The sequence below is a fragment of the Pseudooceanicola sp. NS-SX8 genome, from assembly GCF_057380755.1.
Genome location: NZ_CM170819.1, coordinates 3,561,883 through 3,586,299, shown reverse-complemented (window position 1 = coordinate 3,586,299; position 24,417 = coordinate 3,561,883). Strand labels below are relative to the sequence as shown.

The following is a 24,417-nucleotide window of genomic DNA, read 5'->3' as shown; positions in this document are numbered from 1 at the left end:
GACCGAGCGAATGGCAAACATCCAGCTGAAATCCCTCGTGAAATCCTACGGCAAGGCCGAGGTGATCCACGCCATCGACCTGGAAATTCCCGATGGGGAATTCGTGGTCTTCGTCGGGCCCTCTGGCTGCGGCAAATCCACCACCCTGCGGATGATCGCGGGGCTGGAAGAAGTCTCCGGCGGGGAGGTACGTATCGGCGGGCGGCTGGTGAACGAGGTCGACCCCAAGGCGCGCAACATCGCCATGGTGTTCCAGAACTACGCCATCTACCCGCATATGACCGTGCGCCAGAACATCGCCTTCGGCCTTTACACCTCGAAACTGTCGAAGGAGGAGAAGAACGCGCGGGTGGAGGAGGCGGGGCGGATTCTGGACCTTGGCGCGCTGCTGGACCGGCGGCCCTCGGCCCTGTCGGGCGGGCAGCGGCAGCGGGTGGCCATCGGGCGGGCCATGGTGCGCGATCCGGCGGCCTTCCTCTTCGACGAGCCGCTGTCGAACCTGGACGCCCAGCTGCGCGCGCAGATGCGGATCGAGATCAAGGCGCTGCACCAGCGGCTGGGCACCACCATCGCCTATGTCACCCATGACCAGGTGGAGGCGATGACCATGGCCGACCGCATCGTGGTGATGAAGGACGGGCATATCCTGCAGGCGGCCCCGCCGATGGAGATCTACGACAACCCCGTCGATGTCTTCACCGCGCGCTTCATCGGCACGCCGTCGATGAACGTTCTGCCGGCCCGGCGCGAGGGGGCGGGGGTTGCCCTGACCACCGGCACGCCCGAGGTCCTGGCCGGGCTGCGCCCGCAGGACCTGCGGGTCGGTGTCACGCCCGAGGCGGGCGGCATGGTCCTGGCCGGGACGGTGACGGCGGTGGAGCCGCTGGGGCCCGAAACCCTCGTGCACTTCGAGGCGGAGGGCCACGCGGTCATTGCCTCCGCCCCCGGGCACATGATCCCCGGGATCGGCAGCATGGTGTCCGCCGGGGCGGCGCCGGGGCAGGTGCATCTCTTCGATCCGGTAACGGAGAAAGCGACGGGCCGTGCATGATGGTTCAGCTTCCCGATAGCGGCGGCGTGGCGGGTCTTTCCCCGCGCGCCAGGGGGCGCCTTGCCCGGGCGCTCCGGCTGGGGGCCTTGCTGGACGAGGCGGGCCGCCCGGATCCGGAGCTCTCCGGTGCGGGCTGGACGGATGAGGCGGGCGGGCTGCGGCCCGGGGCGGGGCTGCTCTTTGGCTGCGATGTCGGCGGGACCAAGGTGCAGTCGGTGCTCTGCGATCTGTCGGGCGAGGTCCTGGCGGAGGCGCGCGATGCCACGCCCCGCACGGCGGGGGAGGCGGTGCCGGACCTGATCGCGCGCCACATGTCCGAGCTTTCGAAGGACCGGCCCGGCCCGGTGCTGGCGGCGGGGATCGGCCTGCCGGGGACCATTGATCCGGTCACGGGGGCGCTGTCGCGGGCGCCCAACCTGCCGCAGCTGCCGGGCGGGGACATCCGCGCGGCGCTGTCGGAGCGGCTGGGCCTGCCCGTGGCGGTGGAGAACGACGTGACCCTGGCGGCGCTGGGCGAATGCTGGCGCGGGCACGGGGCCTCCGATCCGGGGGTGCAGAGCGGCGGTCTGGCCTTCATCGCGCTGGGCACCGGGATCGGTATGGGGCTGGCCTGGGGCGACCGGATCCTGCGCGGCGCCCATGGCGCGGCGGGCGAAATCGCCTGGCTTCCCATCGGCGGCGATCCCGCCGATCCCGCGATCCGGGCCACGGGCGCGCTGGAAAGCGTGGTGTCGGGGCAGGTCCTGGCCGAAAGCTACCGCGCCCGGGGCGGCACCCGCCCCGGAAGCCTGCGCGACCTGACCCGCGACGGGGCAGGGGACCCGCTGCTGGAAGAGGTGTTGCAGGACCTGGCCGAACGCACCGCCCGCGCGGTGCTGTCGGTCGAAGCGCTGCTGGATCCGGCGCTTGTGGTCTTCGGCGGTGGCATCGGATCGAACACCGGCCTTCTGCCCCGGATCGAGGCGGAGCTTGCGCGGATTTCCCCCGCGCCGGCCCGCTGCCGCATCAGCCGCCTGGGCAACCGGGCCGGGGCCCTGGGCGCCGTGCGGGCGGCCGCGCTGACCCTTTCCGCCCGGCTGGAGGAACAGGCGCGATGAACTGGACCGGTGAAAAGCTGCACCTGTCGCCCCCGGTGGTCGAGGTGCTGGACAGTGCAGAGGAGGTGGCCGCCGAAGCGGCGGCGCTGATCTGCGGTGCCCTGCGACAGGTCCCACGGCCCGTGCTGGGCCTGGCCACCGGGCGCACGCCGCTGGCGATCTACGCCCGGCTGGTCGCCGCCGCTGCCCGGGGCGAGGCCGATTTCAGCCGCGCGACCGCCTTCAACCTTGATGAATACCGTGGCCTTGGCCCCGATCATCCCGCCAGCTTTGCCGCCTACATGCGGTGCAACCTGTTCGACCATGTGCCCTTCGCCGCCACCCACATGCCCCCCGGCCTTGGGGATCCGCAGGCCGCAGGCCCCGCCTACGAGGCGCAGATCGCCGCCGCGGGCGGGATCGGCCTGCAATTGCTGGGCATCGGGCGCAATGGGCATATCGCCTTCAACGAGCCCGGCGCCGCCTTCGACAGCCGCACCCGGCTGGTCCGGCTGGACCCCGCCACGAGAGAGGCGAATGCCCCCGATTTTCCCGAAGGCACCCCGGTGCCGGAGGAGGCGATGACCATGGGCATCGGCACCATCCTGGACGCGGGGCGCATCCTGCTGGTTGCCACCGGACCCGCAAAGCGGGAGGCCCTGACCCGCGCCGTGCTTGGCCCGCCCGATCCCGCCTGTCCCGCCTCTGCGCTGCAGCTGCATGACGATGTGCTGATCCTGTGCGACCGGGAGGCCGGCGCGGTGCTTGGCGTCTGACGGGCCCCTATCCGGATGCTGACAGGGGCTGACAGGGTTTGGACTCCCTCAATGGTTCGGTTCGTTTTGGGCAGCTTTTGCCCCGGAGATTTGCGCAAAGCGCATCTTTTCATCGCTGCAGAGGAAAGTATTTAAGCTTTCCCCTGGCGCCCCGGCACCCGCCCGGAATGGCTGTCGGAAGCTGGGCGCGCTGGTTTGTGGGCCCTGGGGGCGGGGTAATTTGATCAAAAGCATTTGACCCTTCTGCCGGGTTCGCCCAAGGTCCGGGCAATCCCCCAGACTGCCCCAAGCGGAGCGCCCCATGGACATCCTGACGATCAACGACCGCCCCGGTGCCTATCCGGACAGCTGGTACGCGGCCACCGCCGAGGCCCCGGGGCCCTTCCCGGCGGCGGAGGGAGAGATCCGCGCCGATGTCTGCGTCGTGGGGGGCGGGTTCTCGGGCCTCTCGACCGCGCTGCACCTGCGCCGGCAGGGCTTCGATGTGGTGCTGATCGAGGCAAGCCGGCTGGGCTTTGGCGCCTCGGGGCGCAACGGCGGGCAGGTGGGCACGGGCCAGAGGGTCGAACAGCTGGAGCTGGAGGAGATGGTGGGCCTCGACCTGGCCCGGCAGCTCTGGCAGGTGGGGCTGGACAGCGTCGATCTGGTGCGGGACCTGATCGCGGAGAGCGGCGAGGACTGTCACGCCGCGCCGGGTGTCATCCACGCCGATCACCGCAGCCGCTTCACCGCCCACAGCCGCGCCTTTGCCGAACACCTGCAGGGGGCCTACGATTACGACCGGATCCGCTTCCTCGACCGGGAGGCGATCCATGCCGAGGTCGGATCGCCGGGCTATCATTCCGGTGTGCTGGACATGGGCAGTTTCCACATCCATCCGCTGCGCTATGCCTTCGCCCTGTCGCGGCTGGCCCGGGCTGCGGGCGTGCGCCTGCACGAGATGTCGCGGATGACCCGGCTGGAACATGGCACGCCCGCCCGCGTCCATACCGATCGCGCGGTGATCACCGCCGATCACGTGGTGCTGGGGCTGAACGGCTACCACAACAACTTTGCCCGCCCGCTGGCGCAGCGGGTCATGCCGATCAACAACTTCATCGCCGTCACCGAACCCCTGGGCGAGGCCCGCGCGAAGGAGCTGATCGCCCATAACCACGCCGTGGCCGACAGCCGCTTCGTGATCAACTACTTCCGCCTGTCGCCCGATCACCGCATGGTCTTCGGCGGCGGCGAAAGCTACGGCTACCGCTTCCCCACCGACATCGCGGCCAAGGTCCGCAAGCCCATGCTGGAAGTCTATCCGCAACTGGCCGATGCCCGGATCGATTACGCCTGGGGCGGCACGTTGGGCATCACCATGTCGCGGCTGCCGCATTTCGACCGGATCGCGGGCAATGTCCTGTCGGTCTCTGGCTTCTCGGGGCACGGGGTGGCCATGGCGACGCTGGCGGGACGCATGGCGGCAGAGGCGCTGGCGGGGCAGGCGGGGCAGTTCGACCTGATGGCGCAGCTGCCCACGGCCCCCTTCCCGGGCGGCAAGGCCCTGCGCAGCCCGCTGCTGGCGGCCGCGATGATCTGGTTCTCGCTGCGCGACAGGCTCTGAGGGGGCCGGGTCCGAGGGGACTTGCGCCCCGGCGCGTCGCGGGGAACTCTGGCGCGGATCAGCAGGAGGGACCGATGACCGATTTCAACCAGCCGCTCGGCGGCAACAGCATGCCCCGGTTCGGCGGCCCCGCCACGATGATGCGCCTGCCCGCGGCCGAGAGTGCCGAAGGCCTGGATGCCGCCTTCATCGGCATCCCGATGGACATCGGCACCTCCAACCGGCCGGGCACCCGGCTTGGCCCGCGCCAGATCCGCGACGAAAGCCGCATGCTGCGCCCCTACAACATGGCCACCGGCGCCGCCCCCTTCGACCGCATGCAGGTGGCGGACCTGGGCGATGTGCCGATCAACACCTTCGACCTGAAGAAATCGGTGGAGATCATCGCAGCGCATTACCGTGGGGTCCTGGCGCAGGGCTGCATCCCGCTGACGCTGGGCGGCGATCACACCCTGACCTGGCCGATCCTGCGCGCGATGAAGGAACGCCACGGCCCCGTCGCCCTGATCCACGTCGATGCCCATGCCGACATCAACGACGAGATGTTCGGAGAGAAGGTCGCCCATGGCTGCCCCTTCCGCCGGGCCTGGGAAGAAGGCTGCCTGCAGAACGACAAGGTCTTCCAGATCGGGCTGCGCGGCACCGGCTACGAGCCTGCCGATTTCGACTGGGGGCGCGAAAGGGGCTGGCGGGTGATCCAGGCCGAGGACTGCTGGTGGAAGTCGTTGACCCCCCTGATGGAGGAGATCCGCGCCACCATCGGCGATGCGCCGGTCTACCTTTCCTACGATATCGACAGCCTCGACCCGGCCTTCGCGCCGGGCACGGGCACGGTGGAGCCGGGCGGGCTGACCACCTGGCAGGCGCTGGAGATCGTGCGTGGCTGCGCCGGGCTGAACCTGGTGGGCGGCGACCTGGTGGAGGTTTCCCCGCCCTATGATCCCTCGGGCAATACCGCCCTGATCGGGGCGAACCTGCTCTACGAGATGCTTTGCGTGCTGCCGTGAGAATGCGGGGCCGGGGGGGGCGATGCTGCGGTGCAGTACCGACGTGATACCGACGTGACACCGACGCGGCGCAGCCCGCGATTTTCACCGCCCTTGCCGCGGTTTGGCGGCGGGGGCATGCTGCCGCAATGACAGAGCACACCGACATGGATACAGAGACGGAAACTGGCCCCGAAGCTGGCGCAGAAACTGGCCCCGAAGCTGGCGCAGACACTGGCATGGAATCCGGGGCCGCCACCGCCCCCCGTTTCCGCCTGCGCCTCGATTTCGGCGGTGGGGAGGTCATGGGGCCCGGCAAGGCCGAGCTTCTGGAACGCATCCGCCGGACCGGCTCCATCTCTGCCGCGGGGCGTGAGATGGGGATGAGCTACAAGCGGGCCTGGCAGCTGGTCGAAGTGATGAATTCCATGTTTGATCAGGGGGTTGTCCAGTCCTCTCGGGGCGGGGCCAAGGGCGGTGGCGCCACCCTGACTGAAACCGGGGAAGAGGTGCTGGCGGCCTACAGGGATCTGGAAGCCGCCGCACGCGCCGCCGCCGAACCGGGGCTGGAGCGATTGCGTGCCAAGCGCGTTATTCCCGAACGAAAATAACGCTTGGCGAATCCGGGGGTTTCTTCGATATTCCCCAACGAACATATCGAAGGTCTTTCTCCCATGCTCCTCTCTCGTCGCAGGGTTTCCTGCCTTATTTTCAGTGTCTTGCCTATTGTCACCCTGGCCGCTCCCGTCTCCGCCCAGGAGGTGACGCTGTTTGCCGCCGCCTCGCTGAAGACGGCGATGGACCAGATCGAACCGCTGTTCGAAGCCGAAACCGGCGCCGATCTGAAGGTCTCGCTTGCCGGGTCCTCCGCCCTGGCGCGCCAGATCCAGCAGGGGGCGCCTGCGGATGTCTTCATCTCCGCCAACCCGGGCTGGATGGACGAATTGCAAAGTGGCGGAGAGATCGACCCGGCCACCCGCACCGACCTTCTCGGAAATCAGATTGTCCTTGTCGCCCATGATCTTGAGGCCGCCCGGGTGGAGATCACTCCGGCTCTGGACCTGCCCGCGCTGCTGGATGGCAAGCCCCTTGCCATGGCGCTGGTCGATGCGGTGCCCGCCGGGATCTACGGCCGGACCGCGCTGACCAATCTCGGGCTTTGGGAGGGGGTCGAACCTTCTGTCGCGCAGTCCGACAACGTGCGTGCAGCCCTGGCGCTGGTGGCACTTGGCGCGGCGCCGATGGGGGTGGTCTATGCCACCGACGCCGCCGCCGAACCCCGGGTGAAGGTCCTGGGCACCTTCCCCGAAGACAGCCACGATCCGATCCGCTATCCTATTGCGGCACTTGCGAAAAGTGACAACCCGCTGACGCCGGAGCTGATCTCCTTCCTGGAAGGGGATGCCGCGCGGGCGATTTTCGAAGAGCAGGGTTTCACCTGGCTCGGCAACTAAGGGGCACGGATGGACAGCTGGCTGGGACCGCAGGAATGGGAGGCCGTCCGGCTTTCGCTCAAGGTGGCCTTCTGGGCCATGGTGGCGAGCCTGCCGCCCGCGATCCTGGCCGCCTATGCCCTTGCCCGCTGGCGCTTCCCGGGCTGGCGGTTGCTGAACGGGGTGATCCACCTGCCGCTGGTCCTGCCGCCGGTGGTCACGGGCTACCTTCTGCTGCTGCTGCTCGGACCGCAGGCGCCGCTTGGCATCTTCCTGGGCAAGTTCGGCCTGACCTTCGCCTTCCGATGGACCGGCGCTGCGCTGGCGGCGGGGATCATGGGCTTTCCGCTGATGGTGCGGGCGATCCGGCTGTCGCTGGAAGCCATTGATCCCAAACTGGAAGAGGCCGCCGCCACCCTGGGCGCGCGGCCCTTGCTGCGCTTCGTCACGGTGACCATTCCGTTGGTCCTGCCCGGGATCCTGGCGGGGGCGGTGCTTTCCTTCGCCAAGGCCATGGGCGAGTTCGGCGCGACGATCACCTTCGTGTCGAACATCCCCGGGCAGACCCGCACGCTGCCATCGGCGATCTATGCCTTCCTGCAGGTGCCGGGCGGGGAGGGGGCGGCGCTGCGGCTGGTCATCCTGTCGGTCGTCATCGCCATGGCGGCGCTGCTGGTATCGGAAACGCTGGCGCAGCGGGCCGCGAAACGGGTGTCCGGCGCATGAGCCTCGATGTTTCCCTCCGCCACGATTTCGGCAGTTTCCAGCTGGACGTCGCCTTTGCCGCGCCTGCGGGGCTGACCGTGCTCTTCGGGCGCAGCGGGTCGGGAAAGTCCAGCGTGATCAAGGCGGTGGCGGGTCTTCTGTCGCCCGACGAGGGGCGTATCACCGTCGCCGACCGGGTGCTTTTCGATCATGCGCAGCGCGTCGACCTGCCGGTGCACCGCCGGCGCATCGGCTACATCTTCCAGGAACCGCGCCTGTTTCCGCATCTGTCGGTCCGTCGGAACCTGACCTATGGCCGGGCCTTCGCCAGCCGCAAGGCGCCGCAGGCAGAGATCGACCGCGTGGTGGAGATGCTGGGCCTCGGCCCGCTGCTGGCACGGCGTCCGGGCGCCCTGTCGGGGGGGGAGCAATCCCGCGTCTCGATCGGGCGTGCCCTGCTGTCGGGGCCGGAAATCCTGCTGGCGGATGAGCCGCTGGCGGCGCTGGACGATGCCCGGAAGGAGGAGATCCTGCCCTATTTCGAGCGGCTGCGGGACGAGGCGGAGGTTCCGATCCTCTACGTCAGCCACTCCGTCCAGGAGGTCGCGCGGCTGGCCACCACGGTGATTGCGTTGCAGGACGGGCAGGTGACCCGCGCGGGGCCCGCGATGGAGGTCTTCGCCGATCCCGAGTTCTCCCCCACCGGGGTGCGCGACGCGGGCGCGCTGTTCGAGGCGCGGATCCTGGCTCATCACGAGGACGGGCTGACCGAGGTTTCCGCAGGCGCCGCCCGGCTGCACCTGCCGCGGACCCCGGGGGAGGTCGGCGCGCCGCTGCGCCTGCGGATCGCGGCGCAGGACGTCATCCTGGCGCAGGAGGCGCCGAAGGGACTGTCCGCGCTCAACATTCTTCCGGCTGTCGTGGTGGGCGTGCACCGCGGCTCCGGCCCCGGGGCGCTGATCTCTCTGGAGACGCCGGCGGGGCCCATGCTGGCCCGGATCACCCGACGTTCCCTCGATGCCATGGCGCTGTCGGAGGGCCGCGCCTGCCACGCCATCATCAAGTCCGTCGCCATCGCGCCACGCGACGTCAGCGGGCTGCAGCAGAGCGGCTGAGGCCAAGGCCGCTCCGGAAACGAAGACGGCCCGCGGGATGTCCCACGGGCCGTCATGGTCAGGATGCCGGATCAGCCAGGGCTGTCGGGCGTTCCGGGATCAGGCGTTCCAGGGTTTGTCTTCGCCCTTGAATTCCACCCGGGTCGGCAGGCCGATCTCGTCCAGGATGGTGAAGAAGGGCTTGGGATCCAGCTCTTCGACGTTCTTCATCGTCCCCGCGTCCCATTCGCCGGAGGCCACCAGCATGGCGGCGGCAACGGGCGGCACGCCGGCGGTGTAGGAGATGCCCTGGCTGCCCACTTCCTCGTAGGCTTCCTTGTGGTCGGCGACGTTGTAGACGAAGACCTCGACCTCCTCGCCGTCCTTCACGCCCTTCACGTAGTCACCGATGCAGGTCTTGCCGGTGTAGTCGGGCGCCAGGGAGGAGGGGTCGGGCAGGACGGCCTTCACCACCTTCAGCGGCACGACTTCCTGGCCCTCGGCGGTTTTCACCGGCTGTTCGGACAGCAGGCCGAGGGACTGCAGGACGGTGAAGACGTTGATGTAATGCTCCCCGAAGCCCATCCAGAAGCGGACATCGGCGTGGGGGTAGTTGGTGGCGAGGCTGTGCACCTCGTCATGGCCCGACTGGTAGGCACGCTGGGTGCCCACGACGGGCAGGTCCCAGTCGCGGCCCGTTTCGAACATCTTCTTCTCTTTCCACTGCTGGTCTTCCCAGTAGTAGACGACGCCGGTGAATTCGCGGAAGTTGATCTCCGGATCGAAGTTCGTGGCGAAATACTTGCCGTGGCTGCCCGCGTTGATGTCGACGATGTCGATGGATTTGACCTCATCCATGTATTCGTCGATGGCGAAGCGGGCGAAGGCGTTGACGACGCCCGGGTCGAAACCGGCGCCCAGGATCGCGGTCACGCCCTTTTCGGCGCAGAGGTCGCGCTTCTTCCACTCGTAGTTGGCATACCACGGCGGGGTCTCGCAGATCTTGGTGGGATCTTCGTGGATCGCGGTGTCGATATAGGCAGCACCCGTTTCGATGCAGGCATCCAGCACGGTCATGTTCACGAAGGCGGAGCCGACGTTGATCACGATCTGGGCGCCCGTCTCGCGGATCAGGGCGGCCACGGCGGCGCTGTCCATGGCGTCGACCGCATGGGTCCCGAAGACGCCGTCCACCTTCATCGCATTCTTTTCCTTCACGGAATCCAGAATGGCATCGCATTTCGATTTCGTCCGGCTGGCGATGTGAAGATCACCAAGAACATCGTTGTTCTGGGCGCACTTGTGCGCCACGACCTGGGCGACGCCGCCGGCGCCGATGATGAGGACATTGCGTTTCATCAGTTCGGGAGACCCCCTTGGTTGCAGTGTGTCAGTTGTCCCGTCCCGGATCAGCCCAGGGCGGAGACGAAATCATCGTAGTCGAAGTCACGGACCAGACGCTCTGTCCCGTCCAGTTCGCGGATGGCGATCGCGGGCATCTTCACGCCGTTGAACCAGTTTTTCTTGACCATCGTGTAACCGGCCGCGTCCTGCATCGACAGGCGGTCGCCGGGCTTCACGGGCTGGGCGAAGCGGAATTCGCCGAAGATGTCGCCCGCCAGGCAGGACTTGCCGCAGACCATCCATTCCTGGTCGCCTTCCTCGTTCATCTTCGCGCTTTCGCGGTAGATGAGCAAATCAAGCATATGCGCCTCGATCGAGCTGTCGACGATGGCCAGGTTCTTGCCGTTGTAGAGCGTATCCAGAACGGTGACTTCCAGCGTGGTCGACCTGGTGATCGCCGCCTCGCCGGGTTCGAGGTAGACCTGCACCTCGTTCTCACCCGCAAAACGTTTCAGCCGTTCGGCCAGCTTTTCCAGCGGGTAGCCTTCGCCGGTGAAGTGGATGCCGCCCCCGAGGGAGATCCAGTCCATCTGCCGGATCAGGTGGCCGAACCGCTGCTGGATCACGCCCAGCATGTTGTCGAAACGGTCGAAATCGGCGTTTTCGCAGTTGTTGTGAAACATGAAGCCCGACACGAGGTCGAGCACCGGCTCGATATCCTCGGGGGCATGTTCCCCCAGCCGCGAGAAGGGGCGCGCAGGGTCGGCCAGATCGAAGCCGGAGGTCGAGACGCCGGGGTTGACCCGCAGGCCGCGCACATGGCCCGCCGACTGGCTTTCGAACCGCTGCAGCTGCTGCGCGGTGTTGAAGATCACCTTGTCGGAATTAGCCAGCACCTCGTCGATCTCATGATCGGCCCAGGCGACGGAATAGGCATGGGTTTCGCCCGGGAACTTTTCCCGCCCCAGCTTCACCTCGTAGAGCGAGGAGGAGGTGGTGCCGTCCATGTAGTCGGACATGAAATCGAAGACGCCCCAGGTCGCGAAGCATTTCAGCGCCAGCAGCGCCTTGGCGCCGGAGGTTTCGCGCAGGAGCGCGATCTTTTCCATGTTGGGGAGCAGGCGCGACTTGTCGATCAGGTAGTAGGGGGTCTGCAGCATGGCGTCTCTCCGGGCTGACGCGGGGGAACTGGCGTTTTAGGGCCACGGGCGAGTCGGGACAAGCCGCCAGACCGTGGATGAGAGCGCCGTTTCGCCGCTTTGGCGCTGTCGCGCAAGGAAAAACCGGGTCGATCCGCAGCGGGGCAGAAGGGTTAACGACCGGGTAACGCTTTTGCAGTTAGCTCTGCTTCAGGAATGGCAACCCCGGGGGCAGGATGGGCCGTGTTCTCTTTTTCGTGCACCTGCCGAAATGTGCGGGGATGTCGCTGACAAACGCGCTGGTGCGGCATCTGCCGCGTGGCGAAGTGTATCAGAGCACCTCCCTCATCGCCAATCTGCGCAAGGGGGAGCCGGATTTCCTGGAGCTGCTCATGCCGGGGCAGTTGCGCGCATTGTCCGGTCACTGGCTGCATGAGGCGATGCTGCCCTACCTGCGGGGGGAGCTTTTGTTTGCCACCTCGCTGCGCGAACCCGCGGCGCGGATCCGCAGCCAGTACCGCTTTGACATGACGCTGCGCGCGGGCGGCTGGAAGCCGGAAAGTGACGCGGCCTTCCTGGCGCGGAACCGCAACGTGCTCTGCTCCTTCCTGCTGGCGCCCTTCCCGTCGGTCCGGCGGGCTTTTCCCACGGTGCTGGAAGGGGCGAAGGCGGTACTGTCTGGCATGGATACCGTCTTTGACATTGCGCAGGCCGACCAGGCGCAGCGCGCCCTGCTGGAGGCGGTCGGGCTGACCGCGCCGGACCTGAGGCGTGAGAACAGCTCGACCGGGAAGGGCGTGGACTGGCCCGGAGAGGAGGCGCCCCTGCTGGAGGCCGCGGGCGATGACGTGGCGCTTTACGACTGGTTCCGCGAAGCCCGGGCGCGCGGGGGCGATCCCGGCCCGTTGGGCAACCCGGTGTTCGATCCGGCGGCCCGGCAGCGCCTGGCGCAGTTGCGCCGGCAGCCCCACCGGCCCGAGGTCCTGGCGGAGTATCTGGCGGCCAAGCTGGCGCGCGAAATGCGGGTCGAGGTGGCGGATGGCGACGCAATGCAGGCGCGCCTTTACCGGCGTCACGTCTATGCGCGGGCGCTGCACGAGGCCTATGTCGGGGCGCGCAAGGCCTAGGCGCCCAGGCGGGAGGGGGTGGCGCGGTCTGCCCGGACCATGTCCACATGCATCCGGGGGGAGTCCAGGAAGGCGAAGCCATAGCCATCGCCCAGGTGGCGCAGTTTCCCCGAAAGCTCCAGCACCTCGTCGGTGAAATCCTCGGGCAGATCCGCTGCGGGCAGGAGATCGGAAAGCGCGCGGCCGAAGGTCCTGGTCATGTAGACCCAGAGCTCTGCCGCGCCGGAGAGGAACGCGGGGCGCAGGTCGGGGCGCAGGCCGCCATGGCTCCAGCTGACGGTGTTGAAGAAGGAGGTGGCGACGGGGGTGAAATCGCTCCAGCCCTCGGCCAGGGCGCGACGCAGGACGAGGCGGTACATTTCGAGCGAATAGAAGGCGCGTTCGTCCCCCTGGCGGGTGTCCTGGCCGGGGTGCTGCCGGTAGAGGTAGCGGAGGTCGTCGCGGGCAGGCACGTGGCCGGCGTGCCAGGCGGTCAGCATCTGGAACACCTGGTCGTCGAAGGCGCGGATATGTTCGGGGAACCAGATCGCCCGGGCATCCAGGAAATCGCGCCGATAGACGCGCCGCCAGATCGTCGGCTGCCCGGTCAGGACCTCTTGCCAGGGGATGTCGAAGGTACGGACGGGGCCGAAGCGCTGCCTGGGCAGGTGGGCCTGGGCCTCTGCCTCCGGCATGGGGGCGAAGCTGCGCCCGGTTGGTGTCTCCTCGAAGGGCTGGAACGCGCCCTGCACCATGGGCGCGCCCGAGTAGCGCGCCAGTTCCAGGAGGGCGCCGTAGAAGCCCGGGTCGGTCAGGTCGTCGGCGTCGATGAAGGCGAGATGGCGCGCGTCGGAGGCCATGCGCCCACTGTTGCGGGCAGAGGCGCAGCCGCCGTTGGGTTTCGACAGCAGGCGCACCCCGGGATGATCGCCGAAGTGCCGGGTGACCTGCGCGGCACCGGCATCGGTGGAGCCGTCGTCCACCACGATCACGGTCTGATCCGGCGGGGCGTCCTGCAGCAGGCTCTCGACGCATTCGACGATGGTCTCGGCGGAATTGTACATCGCCACGACAATATCCAGGCCGGGGGGATGACGGCTCTCCCCCTCCTGCTGGAGCCGCCAGGGGGTGCCGGCGAAGGGCAGGTAGACCTGCGACGGGTCTTGCGGGCCTGTCCGCGAAGGCGCCTCCGACGGGGCTGTTATCCCTTCCCGGGGGGGCTTGGGGCGGGCGCCGGGCCCCAGGACGGAGGTGGGCGGCGGATTGGTCCAGCATTCGCCCAGGACATGGGCGGGCAGAGTGCCGCCGAACGCTTGGAGGAGCGCGGTTTCGTGACCGGGCGCGGTCAACTTCAGAAGGTCGGGCGCAAGGGCCGGGAGGTGGGACGGCTTGAGGGCGGGAATATGTTCCCTCCGGCCGCCACCGCGCCAATGCACGATATCGGCACTGAGGAAGGCGGGTCGTTTCCGGCTGCGGATCAGGGGCACGCTGGTCCCCTGTGTGGGGGCGATGGCCACGTTGCAGGCCGCGACCCGGGTCTGCAGACCCAGCCGGGCGATATTGGCGCACAGGGCCTGGTGCGCGGTGGGGTCGGGTTCGAAACAGGTCACGCGCCAGCCTGGCCAGGCCAGCGCAAAGAGCAGGGCAAAGGCGCCAAAGCCCGCGCCCACGTCCAGCGCGTGCCCCTGCTGCGGCAGGGACCAGCCGGCGATGGTGGGCTCATACACCTCCGTCAGGCGCCAGCGGCTGTCCTGTTCGAGGAAGCGGTCACCGGTTGTCTCAAGCGCGACGCTTTTGCCAAAAGCGCGGAAGTCCGACAGGTTGCGGGGCATGGGGGATCTCCTCCATCAGGTGCGGGGGCGCGGGGAACCGGGTGCCGAGACGCGGATCGCGCAACACTTCGTCCAGCCAGGCGCGGGTCGGGGCGATCCAGGGCAGGGGCGGAAGCGCCGGCGTGGTGTCCAGAAAGCGCGGATCGGCGAGTGTCAGCATGGCGAGCAGGCCCGTTCGGAACTGGGCGCGATGGGGATGGGGCAGCATGTCTTCGCACCATCGGGCCAGCTTGGCGGCGGAGAGCATCAGTGCCGCACGGCAGGCGGGATCGCCCGCCAGGGCACTGGGCGCCAGGCGTTCCAGGGTCAGCCGGACCACGGGAAGGATGTCGAACCGGATCATCTCCCGCGAGGAGGTCAGCTGCGTCCCGGAGATGCGCCGGTAGTAGGAAAACGTCGGATGCGGGCAGAGAGAGATCCGCCCGGCCTCCGAAATCGCCAGGCTGTGGAAGTAGAGATCTTCGAAGTAGTGGCCGTTGGGAAAGCCCAGCCCCGTGCGTTTCAGCAGGGCCGCCCGGATACATTTGTTTGCCGATTGAGGCTCTGCCAGAAGGGCGAGCGCCTTGGCCGCCAGGTCGCCGGGCGGGCCCGCATCGGCAGGCCCGCCCCGGGCAAGGTGATCTTCCAGCAGGGCGAGCGCCTCCCGGTCGTAGAAGGGGAGGTTCCGTCCGTCCTCTTCCCGCAGGCAGCCCTGGGACAGCACGAGATCCGGATCGTCCCGTTCGATGACCTCTGCCAGCGAGGAAAGCGCCCATGGGGGGCGGGTATCGTCGGCATCCAGGAAACAGATGTACCTGCCCCGGGCGGCGGCGATGCCCCTGTTGCGCGCAGCCGAGAGCCCGTCGTTGGCCTGCCGGATGATGCGGATGCGCGGATCGTCGAAACCGGCCGCGACGGCACGTGTTTGCGCATCGGCGCCGTCATCGACCAGGATCAGTTCGAAGTCATCATGCCACTGCCGCAGCAGCGAACCGATGCTCTGACGCAGCAGCGACCCTTCCCGGTAGAAGGGAGTGATGCATGAAAATTCGACCACGTCCGGCTCCTCTATCCTGGCCGGTCGCACCGGCGGCTGGGCGACAGCTGCGACCGGCCGGGGAACCGGGGTGCGCCCTGGTCGGGATCATCCGGGCGGGAGAGTTAATTTTCCGTTTCGAGCGCCGGGTTGCTGACCTGGCATCGGGTCTTTTTGCCGTCGCGGGTGCGACGAAGCGACCACCCCTGCCGGCGTAAACCGATTCTTAAGTGCTCGACGATTTTCTCAAAATTGCATCGAGGGGCCGACCGCAGTGTCGGGCCGGCGCCTCGTCTTCGAAATCTGGCCCGGTGGTGCCAGGTCCCGGTGGGCGGGGCCGGCGGCCGGGCGGACAGGGGGACTGATGATCAGATTCGCCGGCCGAGCCTGCCGCCTTCCGATGGCGCCCGATGTCCGGGCTTTCCGCGATCTGCTTTACGCAGGTCGCTGCGCGGTGACCGAGATCCCGCAGACCCGCTGGCGGCATGCGCCCTACTATCACCCCGTGCCCGGCACGCCGGGTCGCTGCTACAGCTTCGCCGCCGGCGTGGTCGAGGAGATCGAGATGTTCGATCCCGCCGTCTTCGGCATTTCCCCGCGAGAGGCGCAGTACATGGATCCGCAGCAGCGGATGTTCCTGCAGGTCGTCTGGGAGGCGCTGGAGGACGCCTGCCTGCGTCCGTCCGAGCTGGCGGGGAAGGACGTCGGCGTCTTTGCCGGGGCATCGCTGATGGACTACGGTTCCGGCCTTGGGCACGATCCGCAGGCCGCGGACGGCTACGTGATGAGCGGCAGTTCCCTTGCCGTGATCGCGAACCGGGTCAGCCATGTCTTTGACTGGCACGGCCCCTCGATGACCATCGACACGGCCTGTTCCTCTTCCCTGTTCGCGCTGAAGGCGGCGCTGAAGGCGCTGCGCAGCGGAGAGGTGGATATCGCGGTGGTCGGTGCGACCAACGCCTTGCTTCTGCCGGCACAGTTCGTGGGCTTCGCGGCGGCGCGGATGCTGTCACCCACGGGGTTGTGCCAGGCCTTCGGGGCGGGCGCGGACGGCTATGTCCGGGGGGAGGGGGCGGTGGCCTTCGTGCTGGTCCGGGACGAGCCGGGGCAGCTGATTTCGCCGCGCGATCACGGGCGCCTGCTGCATGTGGAGACCAACACCAGCGGCCGCACGGTGAACATCGCGCTGCCCTCTGCCGCAGCGCAGGAGGCCTTGCTTCAGGGCGCCTATGACGTCGCCGGGGTCGATCCCAGCGACCTGGCTTTCGTCGAGGCGCATGGCACCGGCACGGCGGCGGGCGACCCGGTGGAGGCGCAGGCCCTGGGCCGGGCGCTTGGTCGCCGGCGGCAGAGCCCCCTGCCGATCGGATCGGTCAAGAGCAACATCGGCCATCTGGAGCCCGCCGCCGGCAGCGCGGGCCTGCTCAAGGCGCTGATCGCGCTCGAGGAAGGCCGCCTGCCACCCAGCCTGCATGCCGAGACCGCCAATCCGGACATCCCGTTTTCGGACCTCAACCTGGAGGTCGCGGCGCGCCCCACGCCACGGGTGATCGAGGGGCGCCTTGCCGGGGTCAGCTCCTTCGGGTTCGGCGGGGCGAATGCCCATGCGATCATCGCCCGGGCGGAACCGGCGCCGGCCGGTGAGGCTGCGGGGGCCGAGGGATCCGGCGGGGCGGAGGCGGTACGCCCATTGCACCTGGTCTCTGCCTTCTGCCGCGATGCCTTGCGGCAGCTGCTGGAAGAGCAGGGCGCGCGTCTGCATGGCCCCGGGGGGCAGCAGAACTGCCGCCTCGTGGACGAGGCGATGCACTACCGCGACCTTCAGCCGGAGCGGGCGGCGATCTGTGCCGCGACCCCGGCAGAGACGGAGGCCGCGCTGAAGGCCCTGGCCGATGGGCGCCCCCACCCGGCCCTGGAAACGGCAACCGGCCGCCTGCGGGAGGAGCCGCCGGTGTTCCTCTTTTCCGGCAACGGTGGGCAGTACCCGGGGATGAGCCTGGCCGCCTATGAGGGCAGCGCCGCCTACCGGACCGCCTACGACAGGATCGATGCGGCGTGGCAGGCACAGGCGGGCTGGTCCCTGCGGGAGATGCTGCGGTCGGAGGCGCTGTCGGAGGAGATCTCCCGCGCGCCGGTGTCCCAGCCGCTGCTGTTTGCCGATCAGGCGGCCATGGCGGAGGCGCTTGTTGCCTCCGGGGTGACGCCGGTTGCCGTGCTGGGCCACAGCGCGGGGGAGGTCGCGGCCGCGCTGACCTGCGGGGCGCTGACGTTGGACCAGGCGGTGCGCCTGATCCGGGCACGCTCCCTGGTGCAGGAAGCGCTGGCGGGGCAGGGCACGATGGCGGCCCTGCAGGCCAGCCAGGCGGAGGCGGAGCAGGTGCTGGCCGACCATGGCGATCCGCAGATCGAGATCGCGGCGGTCAACAGCCCCCGGTCCGTGTCGATCGTGGGCCCACGGCCCGCGCTGGAGGCCTTCACCCGGCACGCGCGCAAGGTGCTGCGGCTGGCCTGCGTGCCGATCCGGGTGAACTATCCCTTCCATTCCTCGGCCCAGGACGCGCTGCGCGATCCGCTGCTGGACCAGCTGGGCGTGCTGGATCCAGGGCCCGAAACCCTGCGTTTCATGTCGAGCGTGACCGGCCGCCGGATGGCGGGGGGCGATCTGGACAGCGTCTACTGGTGGCACAACATGCGTGACCCGGTACGCTTCGACCCGGCGCTGCGCGGCCTGCTGCGGGACGGGCATCGGGTCTTCCTGGAAATCGGCCCCGACCCCGTCCTGTCGGGTTACGTCAGGGATATCATCCGGGACCAGGGCGCCCGGGACCAGGGCGCGGAGGCGGTGGTGACATATGCCCAGTCCCGCAAGGACGGGGCCGCCCCCGACCCGGTGACGCGCACCCTGGCGCGGCTGCTGGTGAACGGGGCACGGGTCGATCGCACGAAACTGGCCCCCCGCCCCGAGGGCCCTGCGCGGGAGCTGGGGCATTATCTCTGGCAGAACAGGCATTTCAGCGCCACCGGCACCCGCCGGCTGCGCCGCGAGACCGCGCTGGAGGGCCATCACCCGCTGCTGGGGATCGAGAGCGAGGCAGAGGCGCTGGACTGGCGTAACGAGATGGACCTGCATCTGATGCCCGCCTTCGCGGACCACCTGGTCGGCGGGCGCTGCCTGCTGCCCGGGACCGCCTTTGCGGAGATGGCTCTTTCGGCCGCGCAGCGGGGGCTGGGCAGCAGCCAGGTCTGCCTGCGGGATTTCGACATGCTGTCGGCCCTGGCGCTGCTGCCCCGCAACATCAGCGAGATCCGCACGGAGGTCAGCCCGACCGATCGGCGGGTGCGCATCTCGGCCCGGCCACGCTGGTCGCAGGAGGCCTGGCGCCCCCATTGCGCGGGGCGGATCGCAGTGCTGGCCGAGCCGGAGGAGATGGCGGAGCCTGCCCCGGAGCAGGCGCAACTGGCGGGAGACCTGCCCGGCGCGCGGCTCTACGCCCAGGCGCGGGAAGTGGGGCTGGACTACGGAGCGGGCTTCCGGAACCTTTCCCATTACAGGCGTATTTCGCAGGACGAGATCGAGGTCGTGCTGCATGCCTCGCGTCCGCCGGCCTACGACCCCGCCGATTTCGCGCTTGATCCCGTTGGCGCCGATGCGGTTCTGCACGGGTTGGTTGCCGCCGTGGAAAAGGGGCGCTTCGCCGATCTCGGCCTGGCGTTCCTGCCTGCGCGGATCGGCCAGCTGGACCTGTTCGTGCCGGGGGCCCTTCTGTGCGCGGGGCGCATCCGCGTGATTCGCAGGGGAGAGCGGAGCCTGAGGGCGGAGCTGACCTTCCACGATGCAGGGGGGCGCCTGGTGGCGCGGATGCGGGCGCTGGATCTTCGCGCGGTACGCCTGCTGCCGTCGATCGACTTCGCGCAGCATGGGTTCCGTCTGGATCGGCAGCCTGTGCCGACCCCCTGGGGTGCCGCCCCCATGCCCGAGGAAGCTCTCATGCCCGGGGAGGAGGGGCTGGTCGAGGAACTGACGGCGCAGTTGATTGCACCTTCGGAGAGCATCCGCAGCGCGGAGGAAGCGGATCTCATCCTGGATGCCATGGCGCAGCGTGTCGCCCATGATGCCCTTTCGGCTCTGCCGGAGGGGGGCGAGGGGGCCAACCGGGTCCTGCTGTCGGAGCTGGGCTCGGTGCTGGAAGCCGCGGGCCTGGCTGAGCATGGCCCGGAGGGATGGTCGATCGCGGAGCACCCGGGCCTGCCCACCGTGGCGGAGTTGGTGACGGGACTTTCGGCGGAACAGCCAGAGCTTATCGCGGAATGTGCCGCCTTTGCCTGCCTGGCGGAGGCCCTGCCGCAGCTGTTGCTGCAGCCCGATCTGCCGACGGAGGAGGCCGTGCTGGGCCGCGCCGCGCTTGAGGCGCTGGAGGGCAGCCCGATGGTGCTGACCCGGGCCGAGGGGCTGGCCCGCCGTGCAGCCCCCCTGATCGAGGCGGTCGCGCGGGCGCAGGGCAGGCCGGTCCGCGTGCTGGAAATCGCCACGGGCCCGGCGCGGGTCCTGCCGGGGCTGACGCGGCTTTTCCCGGATCTTCCGGTGGAGGGATGGCGCCTGGACGAGGCGGCAACACAACTGGTGCCCCCCGGTCTTGCCGGGCCCGAGGGGCGGCTTGCGCCATCGCACTTGGGGGAGTTGGGAGAAGTCGACGTGATCGTCGGCTGCGGTTCCGCGCGTCATCCGGTGACCAGTTCGATGCGCCTCGTGGCTGTCCTTGGAAACCTTGCGCCGGGGGGGGCGCTGCTCCTGTCGGAACAGCCGCCGCGTGCCCATGCGGCCATGCTGACCCTTTTCGGTCGGCTGGGCGATGCGGCGGGGCAGGGGCCGGTGCTGCAGGATGCGGAGGGCCTGGCGGAGGCAGCCCTGGCGGCCGGCGCCGAAGAGCCGCGGGGGATCACCGATGCGCCAGGCGGCGAGGGGTCCCTGCTGCTGCTCTGCGGGCGGCGGGAGGCGGCGCGGGCTGCGGACGCCAGCGTGGCGGAACTGCCGGATCGCGCGGCGCTTGCCCAGTCGCTTTCCCAGTCGCTCGACGCGGCGCTCCGGGCGGAGGCCGATCAGCCCTTTGTCGAGGTTGCGGTCCCCGCAGGGGAGGGTGCCCCCCTGGTGCTTGTCGCCGGCGTGACGCGGGAAAGGGCCGAGTGTTGCCTTCAGGACCGCATACTTGCCCTGTCGGAGCGGCTTCCGATGCTGGACGCGGGCGACGGGCAGGAGATCTGGGTCGTGCTGCCGGACGCTGTCACGGACCTCCCGGAGCCGGGGCAGGCGGCGCTTTGGGCGATGCTGCGGACGATCAAGAACGAGCATCCCGCCCTGCGGATCCATGCGATCGACCCGGGCGGGGCGGAAGGCATCGGGGCCGGTCTCTTGGCCGACCGGATTGCTGCGGTCATCCTCTCGGGCACGGAGGAAACGGAGCTTCTTCTGGAGGGCGAGCGGCTGCTGGCACTGCGTGTCTGTCGTGGCGGGGACCTCCTCCCGGAACCTGCCTCCGCCGTGACCCTGCAGGCGGACCCCGCAGGCGGGCTGGATCGCCTGGGCTGGGCCCGTGATGCGACCTGTGACGGGACCTGTGTGCCGGGCCCGGGGCAGCTGCGACTGGAGGTCGAGGCGGCAGGTCTGAACTATCGCGACGTGCTGTGGTCCATGGGGCTGCTGCCGGAAGAGGCGTTGGAGGGGGGCTTTGCCGGGCCGGGGCTGGGCCTTGAATGCGCGGGCCGGGTCGTGGCCGTCGGAGAGGGGGTGACCACCTTCGTTCCCGGTGATCGGGTGGTATCCTTCGGGGCGCAGTGCCTGTCCAGCCATGTCGACGTGGGGGCGTCGCAGGCGGTACCGCTGCCCAACGGCCTGTCCGCGCCGGAGGCAGCGACCCTGCCGACGGCCTTCTTTACCGCCTATTACGCGCTGATCCACCTGGGGCGCCTGCGCGCCGGAGAAACCGTGCTGATCCATGGGGGCGCCGGAGGCGTGGGGCTGGCCGCGATCCAGATCGCCCAGTGGCGGGGCGCGCGGATCGTGGCGACCGCCGGCACGCCGGCGAAACGCGCCTACCTGCGCGCGCTCGGCGTTGAGCATGTGCTGTCCTCGCGCGCCCTGCAGTTCGAGGAAGAGGTGCGCCGTGCCACGGGGGGCGTGGATGTCGTTCTCAACAGTCTCGCCGGGGAGGCGATGGAGCGAAGCCTGGGCCTGCTGCATCCCTTCGGGCGCTTCCTTGAACTGGGCAAGGTCGACTTCTACGCCAACACGGCGGTCGGCCTGCGCCCCCTGCGGGAGAACATCGCCTACCACGGGATCGACGTCGACCGGTTGCTCGCCCGGGATCCCGCCCTCGCGCAGGAGCTTTTCGCAGAGGTGATGGCGCTGCTGGAGGATGGCAGCCTGGGCCCGCTGCCCTACCGCGCCTTCCCCGGGGAGGCGGCGGAGGAGGCGTTTCGCCTGATGCAGCGCTCCGGCCATATCGGCAAGGTGGTGCTGACGCCGCCCGCGACACCCCGCCCGGCGCCACCGCAGGTGCCGGCGCTGTTTCGTTGCGAGGCCGAAGCCGTGCATCTGATCGCCGGTGGGGGCAGTGGCCTCGGGCTGGAATATGCCGACCGGCTGGTGCGCAACGGGGCCCGCAAGGTGGCCGTGCTGGGGCGGGCCCCCGCGCCAGGCGCGGCGTTTGGGCAGGTCGCGGAGGCGGCATCGAGCGACGGGGCGGAGATCCGCTACCTGTCCTGCGACATCGCCAATTCGGCCGCGCTGGAAGAGGCGCTCGCCTCCCTGCGCGACTGGGGGCCGATCGAAGTGGTGATCAACAGCGCGATGGTGCTGCGCGACATGCGCCTGCGCGATCTGACCCGGGACGCGCTGGATCAGGTGATGGCGGCGAAGGTCGCGGGGACCGCGAACCTGGATCGCGCCACGCGCCGCGATCCGGTACGGCAGTTCGTCATCTTCACCTCCATGGCGACGCTGATCGGCAACCACGGGCAGGCCGCCTACGTGGCCGCCAACGCCTGGGCTGAAGCGCTGATGCGCCGGCGGCGGGCCGAGGGGCTGCCTGCGTTGGCCGTGGGATGGGGGGCGATCTCCGACTGCGGCTACCTGACCCGGGAGGCGGAGACGGCGCAGTTCCTGAAGCGTTTCTCCGGCGGCGTCGATTTCGGCGTGCGGACGGCGCTGCGGGCGCTGGATCAGCTCATGGCGCCGGGGCAGCGGGTGATCGGCGATCCGGTCTTCTGGGTTTCCCCCATGTCCTGGGCCGGACCCGCGGCGAGCCTGGCCCTGTTGCGGGGACCCACGCACCGGGTGCTGCAGCAGCTGGGCCGGCAAGCGGGCGAAGGACGGGAGAGCGACGACCTGCGGGAGCAGCTGATGATGCTGAGTGCCGAGGTCGCGCAGAAGCGCCTTTCGGCGTTCCTGACCCGCGAGATCGCCCGAATCCTGAGGGTGCCGGAAAGCTCCCTGCCGGAGACGCGCGCGGTGTCGGAATTCGGCGTCGATTCCCTGATGGGCGTGGAACTGGGACTGGCGGCGCAGCAGGCGCTAGGCGACGACATTCCGTTGATGGCGATTTCGGATGCGCTGAGCGTGCAGGAGATCGCGGTGCGGATCGTGGCGCATATCCGCAACGGGCCGGAGGAGGGCGCGGGGCCGCCCGCGGGCCAGGCCCGGGCGCCATCGCCGGGCCTGGCGGACCTGGCCGCGCAGCATCTTGGCAGTCCAGGCCGCCCTGCCGCGCCAGTAAGCGGGGAAGAGGAACGAGGCAAGGATACGGGCAGGCGCGCGCCCAAGGACGGGCGTGACGGAACCATGGAGGCGGCGGAATGACGGGCCTGGCCAGAAAGCGCGGCCTGTCCGCTGAAGTCCGCGCCGCCGTGCTGGACACCGCACGGCGGGCGGCCCAGGGCCCCGGGAGCGGAACCGGAAGCAGGGCAGAGGCCCGGGCGCCGAAGGGGGAGACGGGCGAGCTGCCTGCTCCGCAGCGGCGGGACGTTCGTAGCCTCGAAAGCTGGCAACAGCTGCAGCAGCTGGACCAGGCGGTTGACGCGCTTGGCATCACCTCTCCCTATTTCCGTGAGCACGAGGGCCATGCGAGGGAGGTGACGCGCATCGACGGGCAGGAGGTGCTGAATTTCGCCACCTACGATTACCTGTCGATCAACGCCGATCCCCGCCCGATCCGCGCCGCGCAGGAGGCGCTGGCGCGCTATGGTGTCTCTGCCGGTGGCAGCAGGCTGGTGTCCGGCAGCCGCCCGGTGCACCGGGCGCTGGAAAGCGCGCTTGCCACGCACTACGGGGCCGAGGCCGCGCTGACCTTTGTCAGCGGTCATGCCACCAACGTCAGCCTGATCGCCACGCTGATGGGGGAGGAGGACCTGGTGCTGTCCGATGCCTATGTGCACAACTCCGTCACCACGGGCATCGCCCTGTCCGGAGCCGCCCGGCGCAGCTTTGCGCATAACGACATGGCGGCGCTGGAACGTATCCTTGTCAATGCGCGCCCCCTGCATCGCAACGTGCTGATTGCGGTGGAGGGGCTTTATTCCATGGACGGGGACATGCCGGACCTGCCGCGCCTTCTGGAACTGCGGGATCGTTTCGATGCCTGGCTCATGGTGGACGAGGCCCACGCCCTGGGCCCGGTCGGGGCGACCGGCGCCGGGATCTTCGAACATTTCGGCCTGGATCCGGCGCGGGTGGACATCTGGATGGGCACGCTGAGCAAGACGCTGGCCTCCACCGGGGGCTATGTCGCGGGATCGGGTGACCTGATCCGGCTGCTGTCGATGAAGGCGCCGGGGCATGTCTATTCGGTGGCCCTGCCGCCCGCCCTTGCGGCCGCCGCGCTGGAGGCGCTGCAGATCATGCAGGCGGAGCCCTGGCGGGCCGCGCAGTTGCGGGCCAACGGGCGGGCCTTCCTGAGCCGCGCGGCAGAGCTGGGGCTGGAGACCGGGGAGGCGTCGGGTTTCGGCGTGCTGCCCGTCATGCTGGGCGACAGCGTGCTGGCCGCCCGTCTGTCGGGTGCACTGTTGCAGCGTGGGGTCAATGTCGCGCCGGTGACCTTCCCAGGCGTGCCCATGGGGGCGGCCCGGCTGCGGTTCTTCCTGTCCGCCGGGCACCAGCCGGCGCAGATCGACCAGGCGCTTGCGCTGGTGGCGGAGGAACTGGCGCGCCTGCGTGACGATCCGGTGTCGCGCCTGGTGGCCGGTGCGGCGGCAAGGGGGGGCTGAGC

16 protein-coding genes are annotated in these 24,417 nt (G+C 69.3%); 12 read left to right on the top strand and 4 right to left on the bottom strand.

Annotation, left to right across the window (positions count from 1 at the left end):
- The first annotated feature begins 10 nt into the window (after nt 1-10).
- The 9 genes from AC2IR1_RS16420 to modC all read left to right on the top strand — a co-directional run bounded on the left by AC2IR1_RS16420 (nt 11) and on the right by modC (nt 8,745).
- Nucleotides 11-1,051: an ABC transporter ATP-binding protein gene (locus tag AC2IR1_RS16420; protein ID WP_486473047.1), complete on the top strand. Its 1,041-nt coding sequence runs from the start codon at nt 11-13 to the stop codon at nt 1,049-1,051.
- Nucleotides 1,048-2,148, top strand: a complete 1,101-nt coding sequence (locus tag AC2IR1_RS16415) for an ROK family protein (protein WP_486473046.1) — start codon at nt 1,048-1,050, stop codon at nt 2,146-2,148. The genes AC2IR1_RS16420 and AC2IR1_RS16415 overlap by 4 nt, the downstream gene beginning before the upstream one ends.
- Entirely contained in the window at nt 2,145-2,903 is a 759-nt protein-coding gene (locus AC2IR1_RS16410; RefSeq protein WP_486473045.1) for a glucosamine-6-phosphate deaminase, read from the top strand. The genes AC2IR1_RS16415 and AC2IR1_RS16410 overlap by 4 nt, the downstream gene beginning before the upstream one ends.
- A 301-nt stretch (nt 2,904-3,204) precedes the next feature.
- Nucleotides 3,205-4,506 carry an NAD(P)/FAD-dependent oxidoreductase gene (locus AC2IR1_RS16405; protein ID WP_486473044.1) on the top strand — a complete coding sequence of 434 codons (1,302 nt, stop codon included), beginning with the start codon at nt 3,205-3,207 and terminating at the stop codon, nt 4,504-4,506.
- Between the two features lie 74 nt (nt 4,507-4,580).
- Complete coding sequence (gene speB / locus AC2IR1_RS16400; protein WP_486473043.1) at nt 4,581-5,513, top strand: agmatinase; 933 nt, start codon at nt 4,581-4,583, stop codon at nt 5,511-5,513.
- A 218-nt stretch (nt 5,514-5,731) separates the two neighbouring features.
- Nucleotides 5,732-6,103: a winged helix-turn-helix domain-containing protein gene (locus AC2IR1_RS16395; RefSeq protein ID WP_486473042.1), complete on the top strand. Its 372-nt coding sequence runs from the start codon at nt 5,732-5,734 to the stop codon at nt 6,101-6,103.
- A 63-nt stretch (nt 6,104-6,166) separates the two neighbouring features.
- Complete coding sequence (gene modA / locus AC2IR1_RS16390) at nt 6,167-6,946, top strand: molybdate ABC transporter substrate-binding protein (RefSeq protein WP_486473041.1); 780 nt, start codon at nt 6,167-6,169, stop codon at nt 6,944-6,946.
- A gap of 9 nt (nt 6,947-6,955) precedes the next feature.
- Nucleotides 6,956-7,651, top strand: a complete 696-nt coding sequence (modB, locus tag AC2IR1_RS16385) for a molybdate ABC transporter permease subunit (RefSeq protein WP_486473040.1) — start codon at nt 6,956-6,958, stop codon at nt 7,649-7,651.
- On the top strand, nt 7,648-8,745 hold the full coding sequence (gene modC / locus AC2IR1_RS16380; RefSeq protein WP_486473039.1) for a molybdenum ABC transporter ATP-binding protein: 1,098 nt from the start codon (nt 7,648-7,650) through the stop codon (nt 8,743-8,745). Before modB ends, modC begins: the two co-directional genes overlap by 4 nt.
- A gap of 99 nt (nt 8,746-8,844) precedes the next feature.
- Here modC and AC2IR1_RS16375 read toward each other — a convergent pair whose 3' ends face one another.
- The gene (locus AC2IR1_RS16375) at nt 8,845-10,083 is read right to left on the bottom strand and encodes a saccharopine dehydrogenase family protein (protein ID WP_486473038.1); all 1,239 of its coding nucleotides are present in this window, start codon (nt 10,081-10,083) and stop codon (nt 8,845-8,847) included.
- Nucleotides 10,084-10,133: 50 nt separating this feature from the next.
- Entirely contained in the window at nt 10,134-11,225 is a 1,092-nt protein-coding gene (locus AC2IR1_RS16370) for a carboxynorspermidine decarboxylase (protein ID WP_486476430.1), read from the bottom strand.
- A gap of 263 nt (nt 11,226-11,488) precedes the next feature.
- Here AC2IR1_RS16370 and AC2IR1_RS16365 point away from each other — a divergent pair, with 263 nt between their 5' ends.
- Complete coding sequence (locus tag AC2IR1_RS16365; RefSeq protein ID WP_486473037.1) at nt 11,489-12,334, top strand: hypothetical protein; 846 nt, start codon at nt 11,489-11,491, stop codon at nt 12,332-12,334.
- Here AC2IR1_RS16365 and AC2IR1_RS16360 read toward each other — a convergent pair.
- Nucleotides 12,331-14,145, bottom strand: a complete 1,815-nt coding sequence (locus AC2IR1_RS16360) for an FkbM family methyltransferase (protein WP_486473036.1) — start codon at nt 14,143-14,145, stop codon at nt 12,331-12,333. The two genes, AC2IR1_RS16365 and AC2IR1_RS16360, sit on opposite strands and share 4 nt — an antisense overlap.
- Entirely contained in the window at nt 14,093-15,181 is a 1,089-nt protein-coding gene (locus AC2IR1_RS16355) for a glycosyltransferase family 2 protein (RefSeq protein ID WP_486473035.1), read from the bottom strand. The genes AC2IR1_RS16360 and AC2IR1_RS16355 overlap by 53 nt, the downstream gene beginning before the upstream one ends.
- A 343-nt stretch (nt 15,182-15,524) precedes the next feature.
- Here AC2IR1_RS16355 and AC2IR1_RS16350 point away from each other — a divergent pair, with 343 nt between their 5' ends.
- Entirely contained in the window at nt 15,525-23,012 is a 7,488-nt protein-coding gene (locus AC2IR1_RS16350) for an SDR family NAD(P)-dependent oxidoreductase (RefSeq protein WP_486473034.1), read from the top strand.
- The gene (locus AC2IR1_RS16345; RefSeq protein ID WP_486473033.1) at nt 23,009-24,415 is read left to right on the top strand and encodes an aminotransferase class I/II-fold pyridoxal phosphate-dependent enzyme; all 1,407 of its coding nucleotides are present in this window, start codon (nt 23,009-23,011) and stop codon (nt 24,413-24,415) included. Before AC2IR1_RS16350 ends, AC2IR1_RS16345 begins: the two co-directional genes overlap by 4 nt.
- The last annotated feature ends 2 nt before the right edge of the window (nt 24,416-24,417 follow it).